General features: G+C 72.7%; 14 protein-coding genes. 8 read left to right on the top strand and 6 right to left on the bottom strand.

All coding sequences use genetic code 11. From position 1 onward, the window contains the following. The first annotated feature begins 507 nt into the window (after window positions 1-507). The 7 genes from ACFVHO_RS19985 to ACFVHO_RS19955 all read left to right on the top strand — a co-directional run bounded on the left by ACFVHO_RS19985 (window position 508) and on the right by ACFVHO_RS19955 (window position 8,899). The gene (locus ACFVHO_RS19985; RefSeq protein WP_385716071.1) at window positions 508-828 is read left to right on the top strand and encodes a hypothetical protein; all 321 of its coding nucleotides are present in this window, start codon (window positions 508-510) and stop codon (window positions 826-828) included. A gap of 45 nt (window positions 829-873) precedes the next feature. Next, window positions 874-1,707 (top strand): hypothetical protein, encoded by an 834-nt coding sequence (locus ACFVHO_RS19980; RefSeq protein ID WP_385716068.1) that lies wholly within the window; start codon window positions 874-876, stop codon window positions 1,705-1,707. A 20-nt stretch (window positions 1,708-1,727) separates the two neighbouring features. Next, the gene (locus ACFVHO_RS19975) at window positions 1,728-3,656 is read left to right on the top strand and encodes a fumarate reductase/succinate dehydrogenase flavoprotein subunit (RefSeq protein WP_385716065.1); all 1,929 of its coding nucleotides are present in this window, start codon (window positions 1,728-1,730) and stop codon (window positions 3,654-3,656) included. Continuing rightward, window positions 3,653-4,504 carry a succinate dehydrogenase/fumarate reductase iron-sulfur subunit gene (locus ACFVHO_RS19970; protein WP_385716062.1) on the top strand — a complete coding sequence of 284 codons (852 nt, stop codon included), beginning with the start codon at window positions 3,653-3,655 and terminating at the stop codon, window positions 4,502-4,504. The genes ACFVHO_RS19975 and ACFVHO_RS19970 overlap by 4 nt, the downstream gene beginning before the upstream one ends. Before the next feature lie 124 nt (window positions 4,505-4,628). After that, on the top strand, window positions 4,629-5,897 hold the full coding sequence (locus ACFVHO_RS19965) for an alpha/beta hydrolase family protein (protein ID WP_385716059.1): 1,269 nt from the start codon (window positions 4,629-4,631) through the stop codon (window positions 5,895-5,897). Between the two features lie 128 nt (window positions 5,898-6,025). Continuing rightward, window positions 6,026-8,134: a TPM domain-containing protein gene (locus tag ACFVHO_RS19960; protein WP_385716284.1), complete on the top strand. Its 2,109-nt coding sequence runs from the start codon at window positions 6,026-6,028 to the stop codon at window positions 8,132-8,134. Window positions 8,135-8,185: 51 nt separating this feature from the next. Continuing rightward, window positions 8,186-8,899 carry a PspA/IM30 family protein gene (locus ACFVHO_RS19955; RefSeq protein ID WP_385716056.1) on the top strand — a complete coding sequence of 238 codons (714 nt, stop codon included), beginning with the start codon at window positions 8,186-8,188 and terminating at the stop codon, window positions 8,897-8,899. 108 nt (window positions 8,900-9,007) lie between these two features. Here ACFVHO_RS19955 and ACFVHO_RS19950 read toward each other — a convergent pair whose 3' ends face one another. The 6 genes from ACFVHO_RS19950 to ACFVHO_RS19925 form a co-directional block, all read right to left on the bottom strand. Then, entirely contained in the window at window positions 9,008-12,112 is a 3,105-nt protein-coding gene (locus ACFVHO_RS19950) for a SpoIIE family protein phosphatase (protein ID WP_385716053.1), read from the bottom strand. A gap of 142 nt (window positions 12,113-12,254) precedes the next feature. Continuing rightward, window positions 12,255-12,707 carry an ATP-binding protein gene (locus ACFVHO_RS19945; protein WP_385716052.1) on the bottom strand — a complete coding sequence of 151 codons (453 nt, stop codon included), beginning with the start codon at window positions 12,705-12,707 and terminating at the stop codon, window positions 12,255-12,257. A 285-nt stretch (window positions 12,708-12,992) separates the two neighbouring features. Continuing rightward, window positions 12,993-13,379 (bottom strand): (deoxy)nucleoside triphosphate pyrophosphohydrolase, encoded by a 387-nt coding sequence (locus ACFVHO_RS19940; protein WP_385716049.1) that lies wholly within the window; start codon window positions 13,377-13,379, stop codon window positions 12,993-12,995. Window positions 13,380-13,398: 19 nt separating this feature from the next. After that, window positions 13,399-13,581, bottom strand: coding sequence for an SPOR domain-containing protein (locus tag ACFVHO_RS19935; protein WP_385716046.1), 183 nt, complete (start codon window positions 13,579-13,581; stop codon window positions 13,399-13,401). A 259-nt stretch (window positions 13,582-13,840) separates the two neighbouring features. Beyond that, on the bottom strand, window positions 13,841-15,586 hold the full coding sequence (locus tag ACFVHO_RS19930; protein ID WP_385716043.1) for a purine-cytosine permease family protein: 1,746 nt from the start codon (window positions 15,584-15,586) through the stop codon (window positions 13,841-13,843). Between the two features lie 199 nt (window positions 15,587-15,785). Then, complete coding sequence (locus ACFVHO_RS19925; RefSeq protein ID WP_385716040.1) at window positions 15,786-16,538, bottom strand: GntR family transcriptional regulator; 753 nt, start codon at window positions 16,536-16,538, stop codon at window positions 15,786-15,788. A gap of 280 nt (window positions 16,539-16,818) precedes the next feature. Here ACFVHO_RS19925 and ACFVHO_RS19920 point away from each other — a divergent pair, with 280 nt between their 5' ends. Then, entirely contained in the window at window positions 16,819-18,018 is a 1,200-nt protein-coding gene (locus ACFVHO_RS19920; protein ID WP_385716037.1) for a serpin family protein, read from the top strand. The last annotated feature ends 61 nt before the right edge of the window (window positions 18,019-18,079 follow it).

The following is an 18,079-nucleotide window of genomic DNA, read 5'->3' as shown; positions in this document are numbered from 1 at the left end:
TTGGCGGTATCGCGGGGGAAATATGGAGTTGATCACACGTATGGCATCCACTGAACGGGACGGAGCTCTGGCGGGGGCGCCGACACGTCGGGGTGGCCCCGGTAAGCCACCCGTGCGGCGCAACGCCTGCGGCCGCGGCTGTCTCACCCCTGGCCGGTTCGGCCCGACGCGCCTCCGGCCGTGAGCCGGGGTGACCCCCGATCGCGCTGCGCGCTCGTCCTCAATCGCCGGACGGGCTCACATTTCCCGCCGTGCGCCCCACGGCACTCCGGTCGAGTCAGGGCGGGCGGGTGGGAGAAAGCCCGCCCGGCGCTTGAGGGCGAGCGCGGAGCGCGATCGGCGGCACCCCCGGCCCACGGCCACAGAACGTCCCCCCATGCGCCCCCGGCCGAGATCTAACCCGGAGGGGTCGAATCCGCGCACGCGGGGTTCCCAACACGGGATGTGAGGAGCGACACTCTCAGGCGCATGAGCGTTGCCACCGCACCTGTGAAGTGAGGGCAAGTCATGGCTCTGCACGACGATCTGACGGCCATTCAGCGCTGCGTCGACGACCTGGTCCGCACCGTGGGCAGGGTCGAGCAGCACGCCGACGCGGAACTCGCGGGCGTCGACTTCCGCCGCGTCCGCATGGACACCGACCACCTGCGCGAGAGCGTCGCCCTGCTGCGCGCGGCCGCCGCCTCCGCCTCGGCACCACAAGCCCCGCCCGCGCCCCCGAAGGCCCGCCCCGATCTGGTCACCATCCCGGACACGCCGTACGACCGGTCCCTGTGGACGGACTCGGACGACGAGGGCCTGGGCGCCCGCGACCGCCGCGCGCCCTAGCGGCCCCCGGAACGATCCGCCCGTCGACGAAGGAGTGGAGCCTCGTTGGCCACTGGCACGGAACCCCATCTGAAGAAGGGCACGGGCCCCGGCGGCGTACGGCACGGCACGCGCGCCGCCATCACCGCTGCCCATTTGCGGACGGACCGCTGGTGGCTCCAGCCCGCCGCGACCGCCGCCGGACTGTTCGCCTTCGTCGTGTACTCGACGTGGCGGGCGTTCGCGAACGCCGACTACTACGAGGCGCCCTACGTCTCGCCGTTCTACTCTCCGTGCATCGCGGAGAACTGCGAACCGATGAAGAACGGCCCCAACTGGGAGATCTTCGGCAGCTGGTGGGGCCTCTCCCCCGCGCTGCTCATTCTCGTCTTCCCGCTGGGTTTCCGCCTCACCTGCTACTACTACCGCAAGGCCTACTACCGCGGCTTCTGGGCGTCACCGCCCGCCTGCGCAGTGGCGGAACCGCACGCGAAGTACACGGGTGAGACGCGTTTCCCGCTGATCCTGCAGAACATCCACCGGTACTTCTTCTACGCGGCGGTGCCGGTCGCGGGCATTCTCACGTACGACACCGTCCTCGCCTTCCGCAACGAGGACTACGAGTGGGGGCACATGGGGCTCGGCACCCTCGTGTTCCTGGTGAACATCACGCTCATCTGGGCGTACACGCTCTCCTGCCACTCCTGCCGCCACATCGTCGGCGGCAAGCTCAAACACTTCTCCAAGCATCCGGTGCGCTATCGGATGTGGCGCTGGGTCGGCTGGCTGAACGGCCGTCACATGCTGCTCGCCTGGGCGTCGTTGATCAGCGTCGCACTCGCCGACTTCTACGTGTATCTGATCGCCTCGGGTGCTTTCGATGATCCGACCCTCTTCTAGCAGAGCAAAGGGTGCTTCTGATGTCTCAGGTGGAACGGCAGCAGTGGGACGTCGTGGTCGTGGGTGCCGGTGGCGCCGGGCTGCGGGCTGCCATCGAGGCCCGGGAGCAGGGCGCCCGTACGGCCGTGATCTGCAAGTCCCTGTTCGGCAAGGCCCATACGGTGATGGCCGAGGGCGGCATCGCGGCGTCCATGGGCAATGTGAACTCCGGCGACAACTGGCAGGTGCACTTCCGCGACACCCTGCGCGGGGGCAAGTTCCTCAACCAGTGGCGGATGGCGGAGCTGCACGCCCGTGAGGCGCCCGACCGGGTGTGGGAACTGGAGACGTGGGGCGCGCTCTTCGACCGTACGAAGGACGGCCGGATCTCACAGCGGAACTTCGGCGGGCACGAATATCCGCGGCTCGCGCACGTCGGCGACCGCACGGGCCTCGAACTCATCCGCACGCTCCAGCAGAAGATCGTCGCCCTCCAGCAGGAGGACAAGCGTGAATTCGGCGACTACGAAGCCCGGTTGAAGGTGTTCCAGGAGTGCACGGTCACCCGGGTCATGAAGGACGGCGAACGGGTTTCGGGCGCCTTCTGCTACGAACGCGAGAGCGGGCGCTTCTTCGTCATCGAGGCACCGAGCGTGGTGCTCGCCACCGGCGGCATCGGCAAGTCCTTCAAGGTGACGTCGAATTCGTGGGAGTACACCGGCGACGGGCACGCCCTCGCTCTGCTCGCCGGGGCTCCGCTCCTGAACATGGAATTCGTGCAGTTCCATCCGACGGGAATGGTCTGGCCGCCGTCGGTGAAGGGCATCCTCGTCACCGAGTCCGTGCGCGGCGACGGCGGGGTGCTGCGCAATTCCGAGGGCAAACGCTTCATGTTCGACTACATCCCGGACGTCTTCAAGGAGAAGTACGCGGAGTCGGAGGCGGAGGGCGACCGCTGGTACGACGACCCGGACAACAACCGCCGCCCGCCCGAGCTGCTCCCCCGCGACGAGGTGGCCCGCGCCATCAACTCCGAGGTGAAGGCGGGCCGGGGCTCCCCGCACGGCGGGGTGTTCCTCGACGTGTCGACGCGCATGCCCGCCGAGGTCATCCGGCGCCGACTGCCGTCCATGTACCACCAGTTCAAGGAGCTGGCGGACGTCGACATCACCGCCGAGGCGATGGAGGTCGGGCCGACCTGTCACTACGTGATGGGCGGCATCGCCGTCGAGTCGGACACGGCGGCGGCACGCGGCGTGCCGGGGCTCTTCGCGGCCGGAGAGGTCGCGGGCGGCATGCACGGCTCGAACCGGCTCGGCGGCAACTCGCTCTCCGACCTGCTCGTGTTCGGGCGCCGGGCCGGGCTCCACGCGGCGCGGTACGCGGACGACCTGGCCACCGCCCCCGTCGTGGACGACGCGCAGGTGGACGCGGCGGCCGCCGAGGCCCTGCGCCCGTTCAGCGCCGAGGGCCCCGAGCCGGGCACGACGCCCGAGAACCCGTACACCCTGCACCAGGAGCTCCAGCAGACGATGAACGACCTGGTCGGCATCATCCGCCGCGATGCCGAGATGGCCGAGGCCCTGGAGAAGCTGGCGGAGCTGCGGCGGCGCGCCCGCAGGGCCGGGGTCGAGGGGCACCGCCAGTTCAACCCGGGCTGGCACCTGGCGCTCGACCTGCGCAACATGCTCCTGGTCAGCGAGTGCGTGGCGCGGGCGGCCCTGGAGCGCACGGAGAGCCGCGGCGGGCACACCCGCGAGGACCACCCCGGCATGAACCGCGACTGGCGCCGCGTGAACCTGCTCTGCGCCCTCGCCGACCCGACGGGCGTCCTCGCGGTGAGCGACCCGGAGCGCGGCCAGATCGACCTCACCCGGGTCACGACCGACCCCATCCGCCCCGACCTGCTCGCCCTCTTCGACAAGGAGGAGCTGGTCAAGTACCTCGCCGAAGAGGAGCTCTACGAGTGAGTACGAGGACGACTTCCGGCACGGGTTCCAGCGCGGCCGGGAACGAAGGCGGGGCCGGGGACGGCGACGAGGGCTCGGGGGCGTACGACGCGCGCTTCCGGGTGTGGCGCGGTGACGTCGACGGCGGTGACCTGAAGGACTTCACCGTCCAGGTCAACGACGGCGAGGTGGTCCTCGACATCATCCACCGGCTCCAGGCGACCCAGGCCCCCGACCTCGCCGTGCGGTGGAACTGCAAGGCGGGCAAGTGCGGTTCGTGCTCCGCGGAGATCAACGGCAGGCCGCGGCTCATGTGCATGACCCGCATGTCGGTCTTCGACCGCGACGAGGTCATCACGGTGACGCCGCTGCGCGCCTTCCCCGTGGTGCGGGACCTGGTGACGGACGTGGGCTTCAACTACACCAAGGCCAGGGAGGTCCCGGCGTTCGTACCGCCGAAGGACCTGGGCCCGGGTGAGTACCGCATGATGCAGGAGGACGTGGACCGCTCCCAGGAGTTCCGCAAGTGCATCGAGTGCTTCCTGTGTCAGGACACCTGCCATGTGGTGCGTGACCACGAGGAGAACAAGGCGGCCTTCGCCGGGCCCCGCTTCCTCATGCGCGTCGCCGAGCTCGACATGCACCCCCTGGACGCCGCCGCCGGCAGCGGCCTGGACCGCAAGGCGACCGCCCAGGAGGAGCACGGCCTCGGCTACTGCAACATCACCAAGTGCTGCACGGAGGTGTGCCCCGAGGGCATCCACATCACCGACAACGCGCTGATCCCGCTGAAGGAGCGGGCCGTCGACCGCAAGTACGACCCGCTGGTCTGGCTCGGCAACAAGATCCGGCGGCGGCCGACGACGTAGGGCGCCGGGGCGGCCCGCCCGGCGCCGGAGCGACCGCGGAATCCCAGGTGGGGGTAATCCCCCACCTGGGATTCTGGGGATTGCCTCCATGGTGGCGGGCGTTGGGGGCGACCAGGATGGAGGCATGAACCTCCGCGATCTCCGCTCTTCCCGTTCCCGTTCCCGCAGGGGCGCGCTCGCCCTGGGCCTCGCCGTGGCCACCGTGCTCGCCGCCGGTGCGGCCTCGCCGGTGTCCGCGCAGGGCTCGGGCGACACCCCGGCGGGGCACGGGGTACGGGCCGCGCTGCCCGCGCCCACCGGTCCGCACGCCGTCGGTACGTTCTCGACCCGCCTGGTCGACCGGTCCCGGCACGACCCGTGGGTCACCTCGCAGCCGTACCGGGAGCTGATGGTGAGCGTCTGGTACCCGGCGCGGGCCACCGGCGGGCACCCCGTCGCGCCGTACATGGCGAAGGGCGCCGCCGCGCGCTGGAACGCCGCCGCGCCGCACGGGATCCCCAAGGACGCCGTCGACTGGGCGGGCATGCGGACGCACGCCCGGCAGGGCGCGCCCGTGAAGCGCCCGGCCACGGGCGGCGGGCGGCTGCCCGTGCTCGTGTACAGCGCCGGTGCCAACGACCCCCGCACCTGGGGCACCTCCCTCGTCGAGGAGATGGCGAGCCGCGGCTACGTCGTGGTGACCGTCGACCACACCTACGAGTCCCCGGGCGTCGAGTTCCCCGACGGCTCAGTGAAGACCGACAAGCCCCTGCGGGACGCGCTCGCGCAGACCCCGCCGGAGAAGCTGCCGCGGCTCATGGAGAAGGTGCTCGACTCCCGCGTCGCCGACGACAAGTTCGTGCTCGACCGGCTCGGCTCGCTGCCGCACGGCCTGGGCAGGGCGGTCGACCGGAACCGCGTCGGCATGCTCGGGCACTCCGCGGGCGGGATGGCCGCCGCCGAGACCATGTACGAGGACAAGCGCGTGCGTGCGGGCGTCAACCTGGACGGCACCCTGGAGCACAACTCCGAGCCCCTGGGCACCAACCTCACGCCCGTCGCCCGGCACGGCCTGGACCGGCCGTTCCTGCTGATGGGGCGGGACGGCAGCGACCACACGAGCGAGCCGTCCTGGGGCTCCTTCTGGAAGCACGGCCAGGGCTGGAAGCGGGACCTGAACCTGCGCGGCTCCAAGCACCAGGCGTACACCGACCTGGCCGCGGTCCTGCCGCAGGCCGGGGTGGGGCGCGACGTGATCGGGAAGAACATCGGCACCGTCGACCCCGCGCGCGCCACGGCCGCCCAGCGCGGGTACGTGGTCTCGTTCTTCGACCGCTGGCTCGGCGGGCGCGACGACCACCTCCTCGACGGTCCTTCGGCGCGCTACCCGGAGGTCCGGTTCGTGGAGAAGTAGGCGGGCCGCGGGGCCGGGGGCGTGCGGGGCGGGGCGGCGACGGGGGTGCCGCCCCGCCCCGGTCGCGTGACCCCATGGGCGGCCATACGCTGCCAAATGTGACGCCGTCCCCCCGCGCCCCGTCGCACATGTCCGCGCGGGCGGCGGCCGCCGTGCTGCTGCTCTGGTGCTGGCTCCCGCTGTCGGCGCCCCCGGCGGGCGCCGCGTCCGCCCTGCCCGCCGCGCCGCACGCGCGCGGCGCGCCCGCCGACGACCCGGTCCGCCTCGACCGCGACGGCCAGATCACCGACCGCACCGATGCCCTCGGCGACCGCCGCGCGGCCGTGACCACCGCGCTCGACCGGCTCTACGAGGAGCAGCGGATCCAGCTGTTCGTCGTGTACGTACGCGACTTCTCCGGCCGGTCCGCGCGGGGCTGGGCCGACACCACCGCCGACCGCAACGGCCTCGGCGCCGACGACGTGCTGCTCGCCGTCGCCACCCACGACCGGCAGTACGCCACTTCCGTCGACGCGGCCGCCCGGCTCACCGACGACCAGCTGCGGGACGTCGCCGCCACCGCCGTCGAGCCCGCCCTGCGGCGCCACGACTGGGCGGGCGCCGCGGTCGGGGCGGCGAACGGGTACGCGGCGGTGCTCGACGGGCAGCGGGTGGTGGCGCCGACGATCACGCCGGGCGAGGCCGACCCGGGCGGGGGCGGCGCGGGCGGCGCTGACGACGGGGTGGCGGGCGACCTGGTGCTTCCGGTGGTCGCGGCTTGCGCGGCGGGCGGCTTCGCCCTGGTCGCGTTCCGGCGTCGGCGGCGGCGCCTCACCTCCCGTACGACACCGGGACGGGGCACCGGCGCCGGGCCCGTGCCGCTGCCCGACCTGGACGCCAGGGCCAGGGCCCTGCTCGTCGAGACCGACGACGCGGTGCGCACCAGCACCGAGGAACTCGGCTTCGCCACCGCCCAGTTCGGCGAGGAGGCCGCGCGGCCCTTCACGGCCGCCGTGGCCGCCGCGCGCGACGAGCTGACGGCGGCCTTCCGGCTGCGACAGGAGCTCGACGACGCCTACCCGGAGGACGACGCGACCCGGCGCCGCATGCTCGACGAGATCGTCGCCCGCTGCGCCGAGGCGGGCCGCCGCCTGGACGCCGAGGCCGCGGCCTTCGACCAGCTGCGCGCCCTGGAACGCGCCGCGCCCGCCGCCCTCGACCATGCCGAGACGGTGTTCCAGCAGGTCAGCGCCCGCACCCTGGACACCGAGAGCACCCTCAAAGAGCTGCGCGCCCGCTACGCCCCCGGCGCGAGCGAAGCGGTCATCGGCAATGTCGAACAGGCCAAGGACCGGCTCGTGTTCGCCACCGCCCAGCTCCACCGGGCCCGCACGGCCGTCGAGGGCGCCGACAACGGCACGGCCGCCGTCCACCTGCGCGCGGCCGAGGGCGCCGTCGACCAGGCCGACACGTTCCTCACGGCCGTCGAGCGGCTCGCCGGTGAACTCGACCGGGCGGCGGGCCGGTTGCCGGGCGCCCTGAGCGAGGCGGAGGCCGACCTCGCCGAGGCCCGCGGGCGGCTCACCGGCGGCGGGCCCGACGCCGAGCTGCGCGGGCGCGTGGCCCGGGTCGAGGCCGTCACCGGCGAGGTGCGGCGGGCCCTCGCCGCCGGTCCGTACGACCCGATCGACGCCCTGCGCCGGGTGGAGGAGGCCGACGCAGCTCTTGACGCGGCCCTGGCGGGCGCGCGCGAACGTGAGAGCGCCGACACCCGCGCCCGTTCCCTCCTCGGCCAGGCCCTGCTCACCGCCCGCAGCGCCGTCGCCGTCGCCGCCGACTACGTCACGACGCACCGGGGCGCGGTGGGCAGCACGTCCCGGACGAGACTCGCGGAGGCGCAGCGACACCTGGAGCTGGCAGAGCGGGCGGAGGCGGCGGAGGACGCCCCGGACGGGGCGGGGTCGGGGGCGGCTGAGGCCCTCGCCGAGGCCCGGCGCGCGGACTCCCTGGCCCGCGAGGCCCAGGCGCTCGCCGAGCGGGACGTCCGGGCCTACGGCAATCCGTACGGCGGCGGGGGCGGGGGCAGAGGCGGGACGGGCGGCGCCGTCCTCGGCGGGATCGTCCTCGGGCAGGTCCTCGGCGGGATGGGACGCGGAGGCTTCGGAGGGACGGGCGGGGGCGGCTTCGGCGGGGGCGGGCCCGGGAGCTTCGGCGGGGGCGGGACGCGGGGGCGCAGGGGCGGAGGCGGACGGTTCTGAGACTCGTACGCGGGATTCGTACCCGTACGCACACACAAGGAGAGAGCCCTCATGGCCAAGCAGACCGTCCTCGGGCGCGTGGCGCAGTTGGCAAAGGCCAACGTCAACGCCCTCCTCGATCAGGCCGAGGACCCGCAGAAGATGCTGGACCAGTTGATCCGCGACTACACGGAGAACATCCGGGAGGCCGAGCGGGCCGTGGCGACGACGATCGGCGATCTGCGGCTCCTGGAGGAGGACCACGGTCAGGACGTGGTGGCCGCCGCCGAGTGGGGCGGCAAGGCGCTCGCGGCCAGCAAGAAGGCGGACGTGCTGCGGGCGGACGGGAACGCCGCGGAGGCCGACCGGTTCGACGGCCTGGCCAAGGTGGCCCTCGGCAGGCAGCTGCGGTCCGAGCGGGAGGCGAAGGACGCCGAGCCGTCGATCGCCGCGCAGTCCGACGTGGTCGGCAAGCTCAAGGACGGCCTCGACACGATGAAGATCAAGCTGACGGAACTGCACTCCAAGCGGGACCAGTTGGTGGCCAGGTCCAAGTCGGCCGAGGCGCGGAACCGGATGCTCGACGCGGCGCGGAGCATCGACGCCCTCGATCCGACCAGCGAGCTGAGCCGGTTCGAGGAGAAGGTGCGGCGGGAGGAGGCGCGGGCCCTGGGCGGGGAGGAACTCGCCGCCTCCTCGCTGGACGCGCAGTTCGAGCAGTTGGAGAGCCTGAGCGACACGGCGGAGGTGGAGGCACGGCTCGCCGCGCTGAAGGCGACGACGTGAGGTGGCGGCGTGCGGCGGCGTACGGGGTGCCGCACGCGCGCGGCACCCCCGGGCGGCCCCGGCGGCGCGCTCGGAACAGGCTCGGGCCCGCCACAGGCTCGGGCCCGCTCAGAACAGGCTCATCAGCGCCTCCGCCGCGTCCACGGGCTGCGAGTCCCCGTCCGGCAGCGCCAGTTCGAACCACACCGTCTTGCCGCGCGGTGTCCGGCGTGAGCCCCAGGCCGCGCTCAGCAGGCCGACGAGCTGCAGCCCGCGCCCGCCCTCGTCGGTGTCGCGGGCGCGGCGGCGGCGCGGCTGGACGAGCCCGGCGTCCCACACCTCGCAGACCAGGGTGCGGTCGAGCAGCAGGCGCAGCCGGATCTCGCCCTCGCCGTAGCGCAGGGCGTTGGTGACCAGCTCGCTGACCAGGAGTTCGGCGGTGTCGACTAGCGCTTCGAGGTCCCACTCGCGCAGCCGCTGGCAGGCCAGCTCACGGGCGCGGCCCACGGACTGCGGCTCGCGCGGCAGCGTCCAGTCGCCGACGTGCTCGGCGGGCAGGCCCTGCACCCGCGCCATGAGGAGCGCGATGTCGTCCTCGCCGTGGTGCGTGTCGAGGGTGTTCAGGACGTGGTCGCAGATGTCCTCTAGCGCCTGCGCGGGGTCGGCGAGCGCGCCCACGAAGGCGTTCAGGCCCTCGTCCAGGGGGTGGTCGCGGGACTCGACGAGGCCGTCCGTGTAGAGGGCGAGGAGCGCGCCCTCGGGCAGGTCGACGTCGACCTCCTCGAAGGGTTCGCCGCCGACGCCCAGGGGCATGCCCGGGGGCACGTCGAGCATGAGCGCGGACTCGCCGGGCTCGACGAGGACGGGCGGCAGATGCCCGGCGTTGGCGAAGGTGACGCGGCGGGTGACGGCGTCGTACACCGCGTACACGCAGGTCGCGAGGTAGACCTCGGCGAGGTCGTCCGGGTCGTGGTCGCGGCTGCGGGCCGGGGTGCCGCGGCGGGCGTGCTGCTGGCCCTGGGGGTTGCCGAGGCCGCGGGCGATCTCGTCGAGCGCGGAGAGGACCTCGGCGGGCTCCAGGTCGAGCAGGGCGAGGGTGCGCACGGCGGAGCGCAGTTCGCCCATGGCGACGGCGGCGCGCAGGCCGCGGCCCATGACGTCGCCGACGACCAGGGCGGTCCGGTGGCCCGGCAGTTCGATGACGTCGAACCAGTCGCCGCCGACCTCGGTGGCGGCGTTGCCCGGCAGGTAGCGGCAGGCGATGTCGAGTCCGGCGGCCTCGGGGTCGCCGGGCGGGAGCAGGGACCGTTGCAGTATCAGCGCGCGTTCGTGCTCGCGGCGGTAGAGGCGGGCGTTGTCGATACAGACGGCGGCGCGCGCGGCGAGCTCGACGGCGAGCGCCCGGTCGCGTTCGCCGAAGGGCTCGCTGCCCTTCGTACGGGAGAACTGCGCGAGGCCCACGACGGTGTCGTGCGCGACCATCGGCACGGCGAGCGTGGACTGGATGAGTCCGCTGGTGAGGCGGCGGGCGGGCCCGCAGTCGTCGTCGGCGGCGATCAGGCGCGGGCGGGCCGTGCGCAGGGCCTCCGCACAGGGCGAGTTGAAGGCGAAGCGGTGCACGGAGCCGACGTCGACGGGGCCGGTGCCGTCGGGGAAGGGCGCGTCGGCGACGGCGCTCGCGAAGGCGACGCGGCGCAGTTCGGCGCTGCCCTCGGCGAGGCTCTGGCGGATGTGCACGGCCTCGTCGCCGTCCAGGAGGCCTTGGTAGAGGTCGACGGAGGCGAGGTCGCAGAAGCCGGGGACGCTGACGTCGAGGAGTTCGCGGGCGGTGGTCTCCAGGTCGAGGGAGTTGCCGATGCGGGCGCCCGCTTCGTTGAGGAGGGCGAGGTTGCGGCGGGCGTGGGCGGCCTCGCGGGCGGCGGCGTGCCGGTTGGTGACGTCGTTGCCGAGGCCCGCGACGCCGATGGGGCGGCCCGAACCGCTGTGCACGCGGTAGAGGTTGATCGACCAGTGACGGCGTTCGTTGCTGCCCGGGGTCGGGCCGACGATCTGCATGTCCGTGACGGCCTCGCCGGTCTCCAGGACGCGGCGCATCGCGTCCTGCATACGGTCGGCCTCGTGGCGGGGCAGATAGTCGTGGACCGTGCGGCCGCGGTGGTCGTCGACGGCGCCGCCGAAGACGGCGGCGAACCGGCGGTTGGCGCGCTGCACCCTCAGGTCGGTGCCGAACAGCAGGAAGCCGAAGGGAGATTGGCCGAAAATGGCCTGCGAAGCGGCCAGGTCGGTCTCGATCCAGCGGAGCGCGCGGACGTCGACGACGATACAGACGGCGGAGCGCTCGCCCTCCGGCGTCCGGGCGGGCATCACATAGACCTCGGCGATGCCTTCGAGCGCGGCGGCGGCCTGGGCGGACCCGGCGCCCGGTCCGGTGACCGGAGCGCCCTGTCCGGACTCCGGTGCGCGGGCCTCGGACTCCGGCACCCGGAACGGGACGGACCCGGTCCACTCCCGCCCGTCGAGGATCTCGGCCATCTTGCGCCGTCCCGCGGGGCGCAGCTCGGGCGCGATGAACGCGTCGATGGGGTCCTTGCCGACGGCGTCGCGCGCGGCCACGCCGAACAGCCGCTCGGCGCGGGCGCTCCACTGGTCGACCAGGCCGTCGGGGCCGATCGAGAAGGAGGCCACCTTGATGTAGTCGTAGATGGACCCGGGCGGGCTGCTCTGCCAGATGACGTCGTCCGGCGTGGGGGCCGGGTCGTCGACGCGGGAGGGTACCGCACCGGCGCCGCGGTGACGCGCGTCGGCGCCTCCGGACGTCCCGGCTACGCCACGCGACCCAGTGACGCCTACGGTTCCGGGCGCGCCGGGGACTACGCCACGCGCGGGGCCGTCGACAGCGGGGCCGCCGGCCGCGGCGTGTTCGCCACCGGGGCCGTCGCCCGCGGGTCCTGGCGCGTCCTCGCCCGCGGAGTCGGCCGGTCCACGCCCCGTACCGTCCCCCGCGGTGGCTCGCGTGCCGCCTCCGGCCACGTCCGTCGCACCCGGCACACCGGTCACGACATCCATGGCCCCCGTCGGCGTCGACGAGAGAGGTCCGCCTCCGGCTCCCGGCACCGGCCGTGCGGGCAGGGCCCCGCCCGACCGCGCCACAGGCCGTGTCGAACCCGTCGCCTTCGCTGGTATCTCGCTCACGCGAACCGTCCCCTCCAGCTCACCGCGTCCGGTACCGGTCACCGGATGTGGCTGCCCGCAGTATCCAGCACTACGGTGCCGAGCCACACGCCGTTCACGATCACAGCACGGACTAAACGCTTTTTGGCCCGTGTCCGCCTTGTGCTCGTCCCGTGCACTTGTACGTACCGGCGCCCCCTGTCTTCTATCCGGGCAGCGCCAGCTCGAACCACACCGTCTTCCCCGCCGTGCCCGTACGTCCCGGACGAGTGCCCCAGCGTCGCGAGGAACGGGCGACCAGCTGGATGCCCCGGCCGCCCTCGTCGTCGGGTGCGGCGGCCCGCTCCCTGGGTGGGTCCGGCAGCGGGTCGGACACCTCGACGAGCAGCGTGCCGAGCGGATCGCCCTGCCGCACCAGGCGGACGCCGATGGGTCCGGAGGCATAGCGCAGGGAATTGGTCACCAGCTCGCTGACGAGCAGCACGGTGACATCACCGAGGGCGCCGAGCCCCCACTCGCCGAGCTGCGCGCGGACGACGGCGCGGGCCGTGCGGACGGCGCCCGGGTCCGCGGGAAAGTCCCACTCGGCGCACTCGCCTTCGGTGTCGATCACGCCGATCACTTCCCGGCCCAGCGGCGGACCTATGTCCGGTTTCATGGGGTTAATGGGCACATACCCGATATCCAGGCGGAAGTACCGCGTCCAAGGTGACGTTGTGGCACGAACGGCGTAGAGGGGCGTACGACCTGTCCCGCCATCACCTCGCGCGCCCCTGCGCCCCGACCGCCGCAGGGGTCGGGCGGACGGCTGACCCACTCGGCTCCGGTGGGGTGTTCCGGCAGGTCGGAGGGGGTGACGGAGAGTCCGTCAGACGGGTGTGCCGAGGCGTCGACGGTAGCGCTGCGCGCGAGCGGGCCGCAGGGGAGTCCGGGGTGTCGTCCGTCAGGATTCCGTCAGGGCGTGGATCGCCGGGATGTCGCCGGGGAGCCAGTCCACGGTCCACAGTTCGCCGGGGCCGAGCCACCGCAGTTCGTCGTGGTCCTCGAGCGGCTTCGGCTCCCCCGCGAGCAGCCGGGCCCGCCACACCCGCATCACATAGCCGCGCCCGAGATCGAACTCCCCCGGCACCCGCGCGAGCGGCTCCGCCTCGACCCCCAGCTCCTCGCGCAGCTCCCGCACCAGCGCGTCCTCGCCGCGCTCACCGGGCTCGACCTTCCCCCCGGGCAGCTCCCAGCGCCCGGCGAGTTCCTCGGGCGCGCTGCGCCGGGCGGCGAGCAGCCGTCCGTCGTCGTACAGGGCGGCGCCCACCACCACGATCCGATCGGTCATGCGCGGGAGCTTACGACCTTCACCTCGCGCCGTTCTGGTTCAGCCGCTCCACCCAGTACAGCTGTTCCTTGCCGCGGTCGTCGAGGCTGTCCGCGATCTTCTGCGCCTCGGCCTTGGTCGCGTACCTACCGATTCGGTAGCGGTTGCCGTTGTCGTCCTGACGTATCACGAGCCAGGGCAGTATGACCGTCCCGTCGTTCATGCCGTCCCTCCGCTCCCCGCCCCGGGCGCACCCAACGCCTCGATCAGTAAGGAAACCGCAATCCGCATATGCCCGAGCTTACGCCCGACCTTTACGCAGCGGATACGACTTTGCACAAAGAGATACGCAATCGGCCAGCACTCAGGGGGCGCGTCCGCACGGACGCGCCCCCTGCGACGACCTCCGCCGGGCATGACAAGCCCGAACTCGGCCCCCTTTACGGTGTGTTGACGAAAAGCACGCCCGCGTGCGCCCCGCTCTACGGGGCCCCGGTCGGCACCGTCGACCCGGTCGACCCGGTCGGCACCGTCGGCACCGGCATGAGCACCGGGCCGCTCGCGGGCGACGTGCGGCACACGTCCCCGCACTCGGCGTCGAGGGAGCAGCACAGCGAGCAGATCGGCCCCGACTGGACGGGACAGTCGGCGATGTCGGGAAGTTCGTACGCCGTCTCGCACACCGCGCAGGTGTGGGTGGCCGTGATGTCGGGGACCTCGACGTGCGGTCCGTTCACCGGGTTCGGGCGCGCCAGGTAGTACTTGCCGCGGGTGGCCCAGGCGATCAACGGGCACAGGAGCAGGGCGAGTCCGGCGGCGATGAAGGTCGAGAAGGCCTCGGCGTACCGGCCGAACAGGCCGAAGAACGCCAGGATGGAGACCGTCGAAGCGATCACCATCGCACCGAATCCGGCCGGGTTCACCGCGTACAGATATGCACGTTTGAACTCGATGTACGGCGGACTCCAGCCGAGCCGCTTGTTGATGACGAGGTCGGCCGCGACGGCGACGATCCACGCGATGCCCACGTTGGCGTAGAAGCCGAGGAGCTTGTTGAGGGCCGCGAACATGTTCATCTCCATCAGCGTCAGCGCGATGGCGAGGTTGAGGAAGATGTACCAGACCCGGCCCGGGTGGCGGTGCGTGATGCGGGAGAAGAAGTTCGACCAGGACAGCGAACCGCTGTAGGCGTTGGTCACGTTGATCTTGATCTGCGAGACGATCACGAAGGCCGCGGCGGCGGGAAGCGCGAAGGAGCCGAGCCAGGGGCGCAGCGCCTCGATCTGCGGAGCGATCGGTTCCAGGGCGTGCGTCCTGCCGACCGCCTCCAGGGCCACGAAGGCCAGGAACGCGCCACCGAGCTGCTTGGCGGCGCCGATGACCACCCAGCCGGGACCGGCCGCCAGAACGGCCAGATTCCATCGCCTCTTGTTCGCCTCGGTCTTGGCCGGCATGAAGCGCAAGTAGTCGGCCTGTTCACCGATCTGCGCGATGAGGGAGAGCGCAACGCCGGTGCCGAGCCCGAAGCCGATCCAGGAGAAGCCCTGGCCCGCGCCCTCGGTGCCCTCGAAGGAACCGAAGGCGCCCCAGGCGTCCGGCGCCTCGAAGGCCAGCACCAGGAACGGCAGCACCATGCCGATCAGCCAGATCGGCTGGGTCCAGGCCTGCACCTTGGCGAGCGCGCCCATGCCGCGGAAGACGATCGGGATGACGATCAGCGTCGTCACCAAGTAGCCGACCTCCACCGGGAGTCCGACCGCCTGATGCATGGCCTGGGCCATGATCGAGCCTTCGAGGGCGAAGAAGATGAAGGTGAACGAGGCGTAGATGAGCGACGTGAGGGTGGAGCCGAAGTAGCCGAAGCCCGCGCCGCGCGTGACCAGGTCCATGTCCAGGCCGTACTTCGCGCAGGCCCGGGCGATCGGGACGCCCGTGACGAAGATGATCGTCGCCGCGCACAGGATGGACGCGAGCCCGCTGGTGAAGCCGTACGTGAAGACGATGGACGCGCCGATCGCGAAGTCCGCGAGGTAGGCGATGCCGCCGAGCGCCGTGGACGCGACCATGGTCGGCGACCAGCGGCGGAAGGAGTGCGGGGCGTAGCGCAGCGAGTAGTCCTCGCGGCTCTCGTCGGCGGCGAGCCGGGCGTAGCTGCGCTTCGGCGGTCCTTCGGCCGGGGCGGCGCCGTCCACCGGGGCCGTGTCGTCGCGCGTGACCGTATCCGTCATGAGGGTTCCTGTCTTCCGACCGGACTGCGGGTACGGAGGGGGAAGTTAGGAGCCGTGCGTGACGATCCACCGCCGGGCGCCGTTGCCCGGGCGTTACGGAACCCGGGCGGGCGTTAACTCGTGATCACGCGGGACGGACGGGCCCGTTCGCATTCCGGGCGGCCGGGGTGGCGAGCGGCCCGGGCGGCCGGGCGCGCGGTCACCGCACCGGCAGGTGGTATGCGATGCGATAGCGGTCGGCGGGCACGACGATGTCGGCGGTCTCCACGGGGCGTCCCGAGGCGTAGTACGTCCGCTGGATGGAGAGGACCACGTGGCCGGGGACGCCGCCGAGGGCGAGCAGTTCCTCGGCGAGGCCGGGGCGGGCGCCGACCTCCTCCGCGACGTTGTCCACGATCACATCGATGGCGGCCATGCGGTCCACGACGCCGCAGCCGCCGAGGGGGCCCTCCTCCGGGAGCATCACGGGGGTCCGGCCGGTGACGGCCAGGGGCTCCCAGGACGTGGAGATCATCATCGCCTCGCCCGCGTCCCGGAAGACATAGCGCGTGCACATCACCCGGTCCCCGGGGCGGATCGCGAGGCGCTCGGCGACCGTGTCGGTCGCGTCCGTCTGCTCACTGCGGGACTCCCAGGTCCCGCGGGCGTTCTCGGCGGCCTGCTCCTGACGGAAGGGGGTGGACGTGCCGGGGCCGCGGAAGCCCGTGCGCGCGACGCGGCGCGGGTCGGGGCGCTCGCGCACATAGGTGCCGGAGCCGGAGCGGCCCTCGACCAGACCCTCGGCCATCAACACCTTGCGGGCTTCGAGAGCGACCGTGTCCGACACCCCGTACTCCTCGCGGATTCTGGCTTGCGAGGGGAGCCGGGTGTGCGGGGGCAGCGAACCATCGGTGATCTTCTTACGGAGATCACCCGCGACGCGCAGATAGGCCGGCTGCTCACCGAATGTCACTAGCCACTCCCATCAGGTTGACAGACAGCAACAGCCTGGCAACCGTGGGTTGTTGGCCGCAACCCTAGGCCAAGGAATCACTCGAAGTGATGATTTCCTGACCCGCAGGTCTTTACGCAGGGCCTTTCGGGCGTTATAGCAATCAACTACCCCCTCGGACACGGCGGTTGAGCCACCGGCGCAGACCCGCCGACGCACGGCTCGCACCGGTGGCCGCACCGGCGCACGAGCAGCGGCTCCGCGCGGGGGGGCTCACAACCCCCGACACTAGGTTCATCGGATGCGCGTGACAGAGACGACGGTGCGGGCGGTCAACGAACTCACCTCGCGGTGGGCGCGGGACGTACGGGGTAGCACGGTGTTCTCCGCGGCCGGGGTCTGGCCGCTCCTCGCGTTCCTGGCGGACGGGGCGGGCGGCCCCGCGCGGGCGGAGCTCGGCGAGGCGATCGGCCTGCCGCCGGAGCGGGCGGCACAGGCGGCCCGGGAACTCCTTGCCGCCCTCGACGCCGTCCCCGGTGTCGGCGCCGCCATCGGGCTCTGGACGAAGCGGACCGTGACGCTGCGCGAGCGGTGGGCCGAGGGCCTGCCCCCGGGCGCCCACGGCGTGCTGACCGGGGACGTGAGCCACGACCAGGCCGCGCTCGACGCCTGGACCGCGAAGCACACCGACGGACAGATCGAGCGGATGCCGGCCGTGGTGGGCGAGGACTCCGAGCTGGCCCTCGCGGGCGCCCTCGCCCTGTGCACGACGTGGCTGCGCCCCTTCTCCAAGAGCGGCATGACGCCCGAGAGCGGCCCTTGGCGCGACCTCGACCTGATCGCCCTGCGCCGGACCAGCAGCCTGCCCGACCGCGTGGGCGTCGCCGCCACCCCCGCGGGGGCGATCACCGAACTGCGCGTCCTCGGCGACACCGGCGTCGACGTGCATCTGCTGCTCGGCGAGGAGGGGATGACCCCGGGGCAGGTGCTCGCCGGAGGCGTGGGTGTCCTCGGCCGCGCCTGGCCGCGCGTGCCGGGCACTCACCTGCCGTACGGCGAACCGGGCCCCGGCCTGACCGTCGGCCGGGAGCGCCACGAGCGCCCGCTGCCCCCGCAACTGCACGTCACGACCGTGCCGTTCACCGTCACCGCCGAGCACGACCTGAACGCGCGGAGCGACCTGTTCGGCCTGACCACCGCCATGGACGACGGCTTCGGCCACTTCCCCGGAGTCGCCGTCGAGCCGCTCGCGGTGGGCAGGGCCGCGCAGGCGGCCACCGCGACCTTCGGGGAGCTGGGCTTCCGGGCGGCGGCGGCCACGGCCATCGAGGGGCTCGCCGGCTCGGTTCCCAGGCTGCGCTACTCCGTCACGGAGATCGACGCCACCTTCGACCGGCCCTTCGGGTTCCTGGCCGTGCACCGCCGGACGCGCCTCGTCCTCGCGGCCGGCTGGGTCGGTGACCCGGAGCCGTTCCGCGAGGACGAGGATGAAGAGGTGTGACGGTGAAGCGAGTTGCTGATCGCTCGCTCCCGACGGACGTCAGGAGTGCGGCGCCGGAATC

Source organism: Streptomyces sp. NPDC127108 (genome assembly GCF_042677545.1).
Taxonomy (GTDB): Bacteria; Actinomycetota; Actinomycetes; order Streptomycetales; family Streptomycetaceae; genus Streptomyces.
Note: the sequence above shows the minus strand (reverse complement) of the source record. Positions and strands in the feature narration are given on the sequence as shown.